Source organism: Hugenholtzia roseola DSM 9546, from assembly GCF_000422585.1.
GTDB classification, from domain to species: domain Bacteria; phylum Bacteroidota; class Bacteroidia; order Cytophagales; family Bernardetiaceae; genus Hugenholtzia; species Hugenholtzia roseola.
Map to the genome: position 1 here is coordinate 177,074 of NZ_KE383879.1, position 12,668 is coordinate 189,741.

Consider the following 12,668-nt stretch of genomic DNA (forward strand, 5'->3'; position numbering starts at 1 on the left):
CTGTGTCTTTTCTATTACACAACACAAAAGAGAGCAGCCTATTTTACAAATAAGTCGCAAAAGTTATCCGTTATTCTATCTCCAAAGGCTTGCCCTGATAAAAATCTAAGACCTTGACCTTGAAAATGAAATCATATTGGGCGCGAAGCAAATCATTTTCAGCCGCCGCCAAATTATTTTTAGCAAGCGTATAATCGGTAAGATTGGCAGCCCCCAATTCATAGCGTTTTTCGCTGGCGCGGAAGGCTTCTTGCAAGGCTTTCACACGTTCGAGATTGGCGCGATAGCTTGCCTCTGACGCACGCGCGTCTAAATAGGCTTGCTCGATGGTCTGGCGCAACTGGTTGATGACAATTTTTTCATTGACTTCACTTTGCTTGGCGCGAATGGTGGCTTGTTGGATAGCATTTCGCGTTTGGAAACGGTTGAAAATTGGAATTTGTAGGCTAAAACCAAAGCCTTGTCGGAAGGCTTCGCGTATCTGGGAAAAGAAGCCAAATTCCTTTTCTTGCAGGCTAAAACGGGGGCGCACTACATAGTCTTGCGGCAATCCGCTGGCATCGGGAATGTAGCCCAAGGTGTCTATGCCGCTAAAAATAGGCTCTTTGGTTAAGTCGGGCAGCGTCTTGTTGGCACTCGAATAGTTGGTATTGGCTTGAAAGCCGAAACTTAGAGTAGGCAGTAGGCGTGCCTTAGAAATTTCAATACCCAAGAGCGAACTTTGCGTACCCAAACGCGCCGCCTTTACCTGTGGCTGACTGTTTTCTGCCGCGCTAAAAATCGCTTCTAATTGCCGTTCTTCCAACGATTCCGAAGGAGCTACCATTTGCGGAACGACAAGTTCCATTTGCGTTTGGGCAGGGAGTTGCATCAGTTGTTTGAGGGTTAGTTTGGCGAGGTTGATGCTATTTTGCGCCTGCACAATCTGCACTTTGTCGGTAGCGAATTGGGCTTCTAATTGGTATAGATTGACTTCGGGGAGCGTTCCAGCGGTTACCAAGCGGCGGGTTTGCTCTATTTGTGCCTTTGTAGATTCGCTCTGTTTTTGGGCATTTTCTAAAATTTGCTGATTCAAAACTACCTGCAAGTAGGCATTGATGAGATTGAGTTTGAGGTTGTTTTTGGCTTCTTCCAAAGAAAATTCGCTGCTTTCTACATTGAGTTTGTTTTGTTTGATGGTATTATTGATGGAAAAGCCGCTAAAAATGGTTACATCACCCGAAAGGGAAAGGTTATTGGTCTGAATTTGTTGGTTGATGAATTGGTTGGTAAAAGGGTTTAGCGAGCGTCCGAAGTTGTAGAAATGCGAAATATTGGCATTAAGCGAGGGCAATCTATCGAGTTGGGCTTGTTTGAGGGTAGAACGATTGCTTTCAATGGTGAGGTTGTTTTGTTGTACCTGCAAATTATTTTCTAAGGCATAGTCGAGGCAGGCTTGTAGCGTCCAAGTTTTGGGTAGGGTAGTTTCGTTTTGGGCAGAGAGCAGATTAGAAAATCCTACCAAGACCAAAAGGAGAAGCGTCTTACCCAGCAGCACGCCCATAGACGCAGGGGCAGGAGAGAGAGAAGCAGATTTTTTTTGCATAAAGGGAAGTATCAAATAAAAAAGAAAGAAGAAAGAAAGGGCAGCTTGTTTTGCCAAAATAGGGCAAAAAACTTGTGGCAAAGCAAAACCGAAAGGTTTTAGACCGTATCACCTTTTTTCTGCCGCCTTGGGTATCGCACTAATAAGTAGCAGGTGGCGTGCAATTCTTTCAAAACTTGCGAATCAGACATAAAAAAAAGCGCGATTCTAAAAGAATCGCACTTTTTCTACCTTCCATTATAGAAAAACTACTACAATTTGCCTTTTTACTCTTTGATGAACTTTTGGGTGAATACCTCTCTGCCGTCGGTTACGGAAAGGATATACATACCGCTTTTTAAGTGGCTGATGGTCAGTTCATTTTCTTGATTTTGAAGCGTTGTCTGATACACTTCTGCACCTGTTACGCTGATGATGCTCACTTTTGCCCCTTCGCCTACAAAACCTAAGCGGACGTTCAAAACTGTTTGGGCAGGATTAGGATACAAAGAGAACGCAATGTCGCCTTCTTTCAAATCGCCGCCTTGTGTTTCGCGCTGCTGTGAAGCTACATGGTCGTCGGCAGGATTTACATTGCTGCTTGCTGTGGCAATGACAACGGTGTAGTCTTCTACTTCGCCATAAGAGAACGTTTCACAAGCCGTAGGTGTGGCGTTGTATTTCATAGAGATACGCATACGGGTTGCGCCAGCAAGGGCAGTAGTGGGTACGCTAATGGTGCGGCTGATAGGCGTGGCGTTGGTGCGTGCTACCGTAACTACTTGCTCGCCTGCATCTGCAAAGTCGCCATCTTGATTCCAGTCAATCCAAACGGCATAGCCTTCTCTATACACTGTGCCGCTCCAAGCAGGGGTGATGGTCAGGGTGTAGCTTGTGCCGCGATTTAGGGTAGTGGAAAGGTTTGTAAAATTGCCATAACCACCATTTGCACCCGAATTGTTATTGATAGAGCCAAACTGTACGCGCTGAATCCACTCGTCGGCTACACTATTGCCTCTTGAAGCGCAGTAAGAAACGGCAGGGGGCGCAGCAGTCGTAACCGTAACGGTTGAAGAGTAGTTGCTGTTGGTACTTCCGCATACGGTACGGACGCGCACTTCGTAAGTGGTAGAAGCACTTGCACCTGTCAAATTAAGAGAAGTAGAGCTTGCGCTTAGGGCTGTCCAAGTGCCGCCCACAGGACGAACTTCCACACTGTAAGCCGTTGCGCCTGAAACGGCATTCCATGAAACGGTGAAAGAAGAAGCAGTTACGGCTGAAACGTTTACGCCCGTAGGTGCATTACAAGAGGCAGTTGCGCCGCCCAAATTGACAGTATAATCTTCTACCTCGCCGTAAGAAAAAGTTTCGCAAGCCGTAGGCGCACCGTTGTATTTCATCGAAACGCGCATACGTGTATTGCCCGTAATTGCCGAAGTAGGAACGGTGAAAGCACCATTTACCGTCGTATTGCTCACTGCACCTGCATCAAAGACAAGTTCGCCTGCATCATCAAAATCTTTATCATTGTTTAAATCAATCCAAATTCTCCAATATTCATTGTAAGCCGTTCCTGCAAAACCGGGCGTGAGCGATACGCTGGTAGAAACGCCTTTGCTTAGATTGATAACCGTAGCGGTACGGTCTGAATAACCGCCGTTGCTGCCTGTGGTCTGTGTGTTTCCACCAATATTGACGCTCTGAATCCACTCGTCGGCTACACTATTGCCTTTTGAGGCACAATATTGTGGGTCGGCAGGAGGCGTAGTACCGCCGCCGCTTCCAGCTACCAAAGTAGCGCGGAATCCGCCCGAAGCCAATACTGCACGCATACGATTTTTCTGACCTGTGGTGAACATATACATACAAGCGTCATCTACATAGTCCATATAGTTCATAAACATATCGCTTGTGAAACCGCCATTGCTATTGCAAGATTTTGAAGGATAAGAAGGGCAGCCATAGTTGGGTGCGCCTGCCGTAGGCGTGTCTGTTACAAAGTCGTCTGCATTACAGTTGCCATCGCCCCAGATGTGGCGCAAATTGAGCCAATGTCCTACTTCGTGTGTGGTAGTACGACCTCTATTGAAAGGTGCTTGCGCTGTGCCTGTGGTGCCAAAATAGTTGTGTCCTACTACTACGCCGTCGGTTGCTGCCGAGCCGCTTCCCGGAAACTGCGCATAGCCTAAAATGCCGCCGCCTAAGTTGCAGACCCAAATATTGAGGTAGCGTTGGGTATCCCAAGCGTTGCGTCCGCCTTGTGCGGTGTATTTCATGGCATCGTTGGTGCTAAAAGAACTTACGGTAGTGGAAGTGCGCGTGATACCTGTGGTAGGATTGCCGCTTGGGTCGGTAGTGGCTAATACAAACTGTATTTCGGTGTCGGCTGCCAAAGGTGCAAATTCAGAAGGTGCGTTGTTTGCGTCGGCGTTGGTCTTGCGGAAGTCCTGATTCAAAACCGCAATTTGAGAATTGATTTGTGCCTCGCTGATATTTTCGGTAGAAGTGCGATAAATCACATGCACAACTACGGGAATGGTATAGACGTTATTTTGTTCTCTGCTATTTCTCTGATTTCGGATATATTCTTGCGTGAAGCTCTCTATTTGGCGCATGCGCGTTTCGCTTTCGGGGTGGCTTGCTTTCAGGGCTTCTAAGTGTTCCATCGAGTGGCAGTTGCGGTTTTGTTGAGCATTTGCCAAATTTCCTACCAAAAGTAGGGCTAAAAAGAACAGAGAAACGGTAATTGTACGGATATTCATTGTCGATGTTTGGTTTGGATACAGGGGTTTGGATATACTTAAATTCTCAAAAGGGCTTTTTCTTACATCTGTAAGAACGAGTGCAAACATAAAACGCTTTTTTGAAACTTAAAAATCTTTTATGCGTATCAGCCTTCAAAAAGCCACTTTTTTAGGATAGGAAAGGCTTTTTTTTCAGAATAAAATTCTGCCAACTGCCTTTTTAGCAGTGGCAATATTCGGATAGCCTTTTTTCAAAACGCTTCAAACCGAAGATTATAGCTTTTTTAAGGGTTTTTCGTTTTTTTTCAAAAATACCCACCAAAAAAGCCAAATCTTATTTTTTCTAAGGTAAGAAAAAGCAAAGAAGCTACTTTTTGCAACAAGGTTGCATTATAGGAATAAGAAAAATATATTTCGCCAAAAATCTTACAATCTGAAACCAAACAAAAGCGCGAGGGCGTGGGTAGTCAAAAAATAAAAAGTTGTAAATATTGTGAAAATTGCTTTTTTTATACTATCTTTTCGTCTTTTGGGGCGTTGTTGCAACGGTCAGAAGGTCGACAAACGGGGTTTTGTGCTTCGCACAAGCCTCCTGAACCCCCACCCTGCCCTCCCCCCATAGGGGAGGGTTCGAAAACCAAATCATTTTTTTTGCATAAATGCAAAAAAATGATTCCGAATCAAAGCCCCGCCCTATGGGGTATTAATGTTAAGTTCTGTAAAAAACCTTGTTTTGTCAAATTTGACACAAAATAAAATTTGGGCAGAACCTTTTTTTAGGTCTGAAAGCCCTTTTTTATTTCAATCTTGCTGCGGACAAGGCAGTGCCTTGTCCCTACATTTGAATCTAATTTTTAGAATTTAACATCACTGCCTATAGGAGATGGTTCGAAAACCAAATCATTTTTTTTGCATAAATGCAAAAAAAATGATTCCGAATCAAAGCCCCGCCCTATGGGGGCGGGGTTTGGGGTGGGGTGCATTTAAGACTTTTATCGTTGCCTCCCCCCACTAAGGCAATACCTGTGCTTTCTTATTTTTGAAATTCGCTTCTTTTTTATTCACCTTTTAATCCGATAGCTTACATGGGAGCATTACAGTTAGGCGACAAAGGACGCGCCGTAGTGAAATTGCAAAAAATCCTCAACGAATTAGGATACGATTTGCCCACAGATGGTGTTTTTAGCCAAGCCCTTTTAGAGGCAGTGCGCGATTTTCAGACCAACAAAGAAATCGAGCCTGACGGCATTGTGGATAGACAGACCAAAATCACGATGAAACGCCTGCGCCGAAAGATGCGGCGTGCCAAAAGGCGTGGCGAAAGCGTTGCGCCTTTACAAACGACTCATTCCGAACCCGATTTGATACCCGAACCCGAAGACGACGACGACGAATTTGATGCAGGCTTGGTAACGGAGGAAAAGCCCTTAGATGCCAGCGAGGAGAAAAAAGTAGAAACGGCAGTGGCAGAAAAGAAAATCACCTCTCTTTCCGAAGCGCAGGGGCAGTATCAAGCCTTAGTAAAGGCAGGGGCAAGTGCCGCAGCGTTGGGAGCTTTTCGCAAGCGAGCTATTTTGGAAGTGTATGGCAATGCGCCGACGGTGGCACAAATCAACCAGCTGAAAGAGTTGGTCTATGGGCAGGCTTGGCTCAAACCCGAAGGCGAGGATTTATACTTATATTATATCACCGATAGCCCCAACTATTTCAAAGGTGGCGTTATGCGCAAGGGCATTTATTACGGCTACACCGCAACACGCCTCAATGACGATACTTTTGATATTAAAATTTATCGCGTCTTCAATAATCAATCTAATTTGGTGATGAACACACGCGCCAAAGCAACCCTTGTCGCCGACAAAGCCCAAATTTCACTCCCGCGTGGCGTGCGCGAAAGCTACAAGTGGAACATTTCGAGCAGCGAAATCCTTAGTGTGAGCCTAACCAAAGGCGCGACGCAGGTGAGCCTTGCCCCCTCGAATATGCTCAAAACGCAGGCAGATGCCCAACATGGCGTAAAGAATCATACCCACACCGAAGAGGCAGACTTTTCGCTCAAAAATGCCCTCAAAACGGCACTCAAAGCCTTTATCGCTGAATATGGGAATTTGTTGAAATAATTTTAAAGCTAACGAAAAACCCCATAAAAGTTTGGCTTTTATGGGGTTTTAAATCTAAACTAAAAAAAAATTGACTACCTACTATAATTCGGTGCTTCGCGCGTAATGACTACATCATGGGGGTGGCTTTCGCGCACGCCAGCGGCTGTAATGACGACAAACTTTGCCTTTTGTAGGGCTGCAATATCGGCAGCACCGCAATAACCCATGCCTGCACGCAAGCCGCCTACTAATTGGTACAAGACTTCGTAAGATTTGCCCTTGTAGGGAACGCGCCCTGTAATGCCTTCGGGTACGAGTTTTTTGATGTCGTCTTCGGTATCTTGAAAATAACGGTCTTTCGAGCCATCTTCCATCGCTTCCAACGAACCCATGCCGCGATAATATTTAAACTTGCGCCCTTCATAAATTATCATTTCGCCCGGTGCTTCGTCCGTTCCTGCCAAAAGCGAACCTATCATAATAGAAGACGCACCTGCGGCGATAGCCTTGACCAAATCGCCCGAAAAGCGAATCCCCCCATCAGCGATAACGGGTACGCCTGTGCCTTTGAGTGCTTGCGCTGCCTCGAAGACGGCTGAAAGTTGGGGCATGCCAATACCTGCCACTACGCGCGTGGTACAAATGCTGCCCGGTCCTACGCCTACTTTTACGGCATCAGCACCTGCCTCTGCTAAGGCTTTGGCGGCTTCGCCTGTGGCAATATTTCCTACCACCACCTGCAATTCTGGAAATTTGCCTTTTATCTTTTTGAGCATCTCAATCACGCCCTTCGAATGTCCATGCGCTGTATCGAGCGTTACGACATCTACTCCTGCCTTTACTAAGGCTTCTACGCGCTGCATTGTATCGGCAGTAACGCCTATGGCAGCTCCTACACGCAAGCGTCCGAAGCTATCCTTGCAGGCATTAGGGCGGTCGCGCCGCTTCAAAATGTCCTTGTAGGTTATCAGCCCCACTAATTTATAGTGTGCATTGACGATAGGTAGTTTTTCTATTTTATATTTTTGTAAAATATCTTCGGCAAGTGCCAAATCCACGCCTTCGGGCGCAGTAATCAGGTCTTGGCGCGTCATAATTTCGGAAACCGCAACACTCATATCTTTCTGAAAGCGCAAGTCGCGATTGGTCAGAATCCCAACTAAGATACCTTCGGCATCTACGACAGGAATACCGCCAATTTTAAATTCCTGCATCAGCGCATTGGCTTCTTTTAGGGTCTGATGGGGTTGAAGGGTAATGGGGTCGAGAATCATACCGCTTTCAGAACGCTTCACTTTGCGCACCTGTTCGGCTTGCCTTTCAATCGACATATTTTTGTGGATAAAGCCAATGCCCCCTTCTTGCGCTATCGCAATCGCCATCTCTGCCTCCGTAACGGTATCCATAGCGGCAGAAACAATAGGCACATTGAGGGTGATTTTGCGCGTGAGCGGGGTCTGGGTTTGGGTATCGCGTGGCAACACTTCGGAGTAGGCAGGAACGAGCAGTACGTCGTCGTAGGTAAGTGCCTGAAAAAGAAATTTCTCCTGATAAGCGGCTTGCTGATGGGCAGTGGAAGCGAAAGGCTCTTGTGTGCCTTCGAGGGCTACATTAGGCGCAGAGATAAATGAGGACATATCGGCAAATAATTAGGTGCTACTATTTGCCAAACAAAATTAGGCATTTTTTCAATACCAAAGCCGCCTCCGCCTTATTTTTCGCCGTTTTTAGGAAAATAACAACTTTCTACCGCTTCCGAAGCCCACAAGCAAAGAAATAAAGGGCAGCAAGGGTGAAAAAAAATTTTTATACCGAAAAAATAAAGACCAGCGATATTTTATACAAAAAGTCTGTTTTTCAAAAATAGAAAAATCTAACTTTATCACAAAAAAACACAAGAGATGCTATTTTTTTGGTAGTATTTAGAAATTTTAGCCTTTGAAAACTCATTTTCGAGGCTATTCATACCGTATCCGTTTGGCAATGCTTCGCGCCAAAGTAATCTCGTCTGTATATTCCAATTCGCCCCCAATGGGTACGCCACGTGCAATGGTGCTAATGCGCACCTGCTTTTCTTTGAGCAATTTGGTCAGATAAAAAGCCGTCGTTTCGCCTTCCATAGAGGCGTTCAGAGCCAAAATAATTTCCTGTGTTTCGGGCTGTGCAGCGCGTTCTACCAAACTTTGAATGTTTAAATCGGCAGCATCTACCCCTTCGATGGGGGAAATTACGCCTCCTAAGATGTGATAAAGTCCATTGTATTGGGCAGTATTTTCTATCGCCATTAAGTCGGAAATGCTTTCCACCACACAAATTACGCTTCTATCGCGTTTGGGACTGCTGCAAACCTGACAAATTGGCGTATCCGAAATGGCATGGCATTGGGTACAATATTGCGTCTTTTCTACCAAATCTTCTATCGCCTGTGTCAAGCGTCTGACCTCCATAGGGTCTTGTTTGAGTAAGTGCAGAGCCAAACGCAAGGCACTCTTTCTGCCTATGCTGGGAAGGCGCGAAATTTCGTTCACTGCGGTTTCTATCAATTTCGAAGGGTAGTTCATAGAGAAAAAGTTTCAGAAGTAGGAAAGGGCATAGGAAAAAACGGCTAAAAGGAACGGGCTGCCAACACAGGGCGGCAAAAGCCACACTTTGGCAAATATACATAAATTTTTTTGACTGAAAAAGGTTTCCATTTTTTCCAAAGACAACAAAAAGCAGCATTTTCCAAATTGCGATATTTTCAAAAAAGAAAGGCTTTATTAAAAATAACGACAGCGAAATTCGCTTTTTTTAAATTCTATCTAAAAATCAAGATATTTCTTTGCCAAATTTGCAAAGTCCATTTTTTCGCACTTACTTTGCATCAACAAAACGATAACAAAGGCGCGTAAAATTTTGAAAAGCAAGCCGCTTTTCTTTTGATGCAAAAATGTATCGCTTTTGTATGCAAAATGTAGGGTGATGAAATTTAGGCAGCCATGCCCTCTGGTCTCGGGGGTGAAGATAAACGGAAAAAAGCCTTTGTCTTTTCAAAGGTCTAACCGCTTCGTGAAGGTTCGAACCCTTCCCCTACAGCGATATTGTTGGAACAGGATACTACGCTTATCGGCTTTTTGGCTGATAAGCGTTTTTTTTTCAGAAACATTTAGATTTTACAGAAGGTCTTGAAAAATAGGCTTCTAAATTCTATTAGGCGTGTGTTTTTTTTGTAATTTTGCAAAAAAAACACACGCAAACACTTTTCTTACCTCCCAAATCTCAACTTTATATGGCAGTTGTATTAGAGAATCCCACCCACATTAGTCCTCGCAACGTACAAGATGCTTTCGAATCGCCCGATTTTTATCAAATAGACGACCTTCTGACCGAAGAGCAAAAATTAGTACGCCAATCTACGCGCGAGTTCATCAAAAAAGAAGTTTCGCCTATCATAGAAGAATGTGCCGACAAGAATATTTTTCCCAAGTGGTTAGTGCCTAAATTTGGCGAATTGGGCGCGTTTGGTCCCTCTATTCCCGAAGAATACGGCGGCGGCGGCTTAGACTACATTTCTTACGGTCTGATGATGCAAGAAGTAGAGCGCGGCGATTCGGGCATGCGTTCCATGACTTCGGTACAATCTTCTTTGGTAATGTACCCTATCTATAAATTTGGCAACGAGGAGCAGCGCAAAAAATACCTGCCCAAACTTGCCACAGGCGAACTTTTGGGCTGTTTCGGACTTACCGAACCCAATTTTGGCTCAAACCCTTCGGGCATGCTCACCAATATCAAGGACATGGGCGACTACTATTTGCTCAACGGTGCTAAGATGTGGATAACCAACTCACCCGAAGCCGACCTTGCCGTTGTATGGGCAAAAGACGAAAGCGGACGCATCAAAGGGCTAATTGTAGAGCGCGGCATGGCAGGTTTTTCTACGCCTACGATTCACAACAAGTGGTCTTTGCGTGCCAGCATCACAGGCGAATTGGTTTTCGATAACGTCAAAGTTCCCAAAGCCAACGTACTGCCTAATAAAGACGGTTTAGGCGCACCGATGATGTGCTTAGATTCAGCCCGTTATGGCATCTCTTGGGGTGCGATTGGGGCGGCTATGGATTGTTATGATACGGCACGCCGCTATGCAATGGAGCGTATTCAGTTTGACAAACCTATCGCGAGTTTCCAACTTATCCAAAAGAAATTAGCCGAAATGCTTACCGCCATTACACAAGCCCAACTTCTTAGCTGGCGCTTGGGTACGCTCATGAACGAAGGAAAAGCCACAACTGCCCAAATTTCGATGGCAAAACGCAACAACATCGAAATTGCGATGAACATTGCACGCGAAGCACGCCAAATTTTGGGCGGCATGGGCATCACAGGCGAGTATTCTATCATGCGCCACATGATGAACTTGGAATCAGTCGTTACCTACGAAGGCACACACGACATCCACTTGCTCATCTTGGGTAAAGAAATTACGGGTATTCCTGCTTTTTCATAAAAAAAGACAAGCGAGAATTTTTCCCACCAATAAAAAAGCGACTTGATATGATTCAAGTCGCTTTTTTCATAAGTTAAACGGTTTTATTCGCTATCCACCAAAACTTTGTAAGTAGGGTCTTCTACAATATTCACATCAATGAGCGAATCTGCGTTTTTTAATAAACGCCTGCAATCACCACTAAGATGACGCAAATGCACTTTTTTTCCTACTTTGGCATAACGCTCCGTGATTTTATTGACCGCTTCGATGGCACTCATATCTGCAATACGGCTCTCTTTAAAGTCAATGATAACTTCGTCAGGGTCGTTTAAGACATCAAACTTTTCAGCAAAAGCAGTGGTAGAGCCAAAAAACAAAGGTCCGTAAATTTCATAATGTTTGACCCCTTGCTCATCAACTCTTTTTCTTGCTCTAATGCGTTTTGCACTTTCCCAAGCAAATACCAAAGCAGAGATAATCACTCCGATAAGTACGGCTAAGGCTAAGTTGTGTAGGAAAATGGTAACGAGCATCACCAGCACCATAACCAAAATGTCGTGTTTAGGCATCTTATTAAAAGCCTTGACACTCACCCATTCAAAAGTTCCTATCGCAACCATAATCATCAATCCTGTGAGGGCAGCCATCGGCACTTTTTCTATCAATGCCGAGCCGTACATCACAAAAATCAAAAGCATAACAGAAGCTACAATGCCCGAAAGACGCGCTCTCGCCCCTGCTGAAATGTTGATAAGACTTTGACCAATCATAGCACAGCCTCCCATGCCTGAAAAGATCCCTGTAACAAAGTTGGCAATGCCTTGTGCTACGGCTTCTTTATTGCCCCAACCGCGCGTTTCGGTAATTTCATCTATCAGGTTAAGCGTTAACAAACTTTCTATCAACCCTACCCCTGCTACAATAAGTGCATAAGGAAAAATAATCACTAAGGTTTCCATCGTAAATGGCACTTCGGGCAAGTGAAAAGGTGGGAAACCGCCCTCGATAGAAGCAATATCGCCCACCGTAACCGTATCCAAGCCAAAAAAGGAAACAATACCAAAAACCGCTAAAATGGCAGTTAGGGAGGCAGGAACTGCCTTAGTAAGTTTGGGCAGACCCCAAATGATTAGCATAGTTAGCAATACCAAACCTAACATCAAGTAAAGCGCACTTCCCTCCATCCACTGCAAAGCACCTGCCCCATCTTTCACTTTAAATTGGTCTAATTGTGACAAGAAAATAACAACCGCCAAACCATTCACAAAACCAAACATCACAGGATGAGGCACTAAGCGAATGAACTTGCCCAAACGCAAAAGCCCTGCTATTATTTGTAACAAACCCGCTAAAACCACAGTAGCAAAGACATACTCTACCCCATGCGATTTGGCTAAGGCGACGATTACGACTGCTATCGCGCCTGTCGCACCAGAAATCATACCTGGACGACCGCCTAAAATAGAGGTTATCAAGCCAATAGTAAAAGCTGCATATAAGCCTGTTAGTGGTGATAAGCCTGCTATCAAGGAAAACGCAACCGCTTCAGGTACTAAAGCTAAGGCGACAGTAAGTCCTGATAGAATTTCTATTTTGTAGTCTACTTTCTGACTAAAATCAAATAAATTAAAATACTTTTTCATTAAAAAAACAAAGTTTATACTATGCTATAAAAATAGCATAAGATTGGTAATAAACAAAATAAAAGCTCAAAACACTTGTTTCGAACTCTCATCAAGTAAAAACAAATAAATTACGACAGACTCAAAGGCTCTTCTTTAAAAATG

7 protein-coding genes are annotated in these 12,668 nt (G+C 44.6%); 2 read left to right on the forward strand and 5 right to left on the reverse strand.

The genetic code is table 11. The features are described from left to right. Window positions 1-70 precede the first annotated feature (70 nt). A complete protein-coding gene (locus G500_RS0111090; protein WP_154657129.1) occupies window positions 71-1,585 on the reverse strand; it encodes a TolC family protein in 1,515 nt (504 codons plus the stop codon). Between the two features lie 266 nt (window positions 1,586-1,851). After that, window positions 1,852-4,326, reverse strand: a complete 2,475-nt coding sequence (locus G500_RS25070) for a GEVED domain-containing protein (RefSeq protein ID WP_051203476.1) — start codon at window positions 4,324-4,326, stop codon at window positions 1,852-1,854. 1,067 nt (window positions 4,327-5,393) lie between these two features. Between G500_RS25070 and G500_RS23275 the strand changes: the two genes are divergently transcribed. Then, window positions 5,394-6,428, forward strand: coding sequence for a peptidoglycan-binding domain-containing protein (locus tag G500_RS23275; RefSeq protein WP_035757149.1), 1,035 nt, complete (start codon window positions 5,394-5,396; stop codon window positions 6,426-6,428). Between the two features lie 74 nt (window positions 6,429-6,502). Here the strand turns inward: G500_RS23275 and guaB are convergent, their stop codons facing one another. Both guaB and recR read right to left on the reverse strand, forming a co-directional pair. Next, window positions 6,503-8,047 (reverse strand): IMP dehydrogenase, encoded by a 1,545-nt coding sequence (gene guaB, locus G500_RS0111130; protein ID WP_027002611.1) that lies wholly within the window; start codon window positions 8,045-8,047, stop codon window positions 6,503-6,505. 321 nt (window positions 8,048-8,368) lie between these two features. Then, window positions 8,369-8,971: a recombination mediator RecR gene (recR, locus tag G500_RS0111145; protein ID WP_027002612.1), complete on the reverse strand. Its 603-nt coding sequence runs from the start codon at window positions 8,969-8,971 to the stop codon at window positions 8,369-8,371. A 707-nt stretch (window positions 8,972-9,678) separates the two neighbouring features. On the opposite strand from recR, the gene G500_RS0111160 reads away from it, so the two are divergent. Continuing rightward, window positions 9,679-10,899, forward strand: coding sequence for an acyl-CoA dehydrogenase family protein (locus G500_RS0111160; protein ID WP_051203529.1), 1,221 nt, complete (start codon window positions 9,679-9,681; stop codon window positions 10,897-10,899). Window positions 10,900-10,982: 83 nt separating this feature from the next. Here the strand turns inward: G500_RS0111160 and G500_RS0111165 are convergent, their stop codons facing one another. Continuing rightward, window positions 10,983-12,524: a SulP family inorganic anion transporter gene (locus G500_RS0111165; protein ID WP_027002614.1), complete on the reverse strand. Its 1,542-nt coding sequence runs from the start codon at window positions 12,522-12,524 to the stop codon at window positions 10,983-10,985. Between the last annotated feature and the right edge of the window lie 144 nt (window positions 12,525-12,668).

Coding starts and splice junctions, on each gene's coding strand:
- G500_RS0111090 (WP_154657129.1), bottom strand. CDS start 1,585: ATGCAAAAAAAATCTGCTTCTCTCTCTCCTGCCCCTGCGTCTATGGGC.
- G500_RS25070 (WP_051203476.1), bottom strand. CDS start 4,326: ATGAATATCCGTACAATTACCGTTTCTCTGTTCTTTTTAGCCCTACTT.
- G500_RS23275 (WP_035757149.1), top strand. CDS start 5,394: ATGGGAGCATTACAGTTAGGCGACAAAGGACGCGCCGTAGTGAAATTG.
- guaB (WP_027002611.1), bottom strand. CDS start 8,047: ATGTCCTCATTTATCTCTGCGCCTAATGTAGCCCTCGAAGGCACACAA.
- recR (WP_027002612.1), bottom strand. CDS start 8,971: ATGAACTACCCTTCGAAATTGATAGAAACCGCAGTGAACGAAATTTCG.
- G500_RS0111160 (WP_051203529.1), top strand. CDS start 9,679: ATGGCAGTTGTATTAGAGAATCCCACCCACATTAGTCCTCGCAACGTA.
- G500_RS0111165 (WP_027002614.1), bottom strand. CDS start 12,524: ATGAAAAAGTATTTTAATTTATTTGATTTTAGTCAGAAAGTAGACTAC.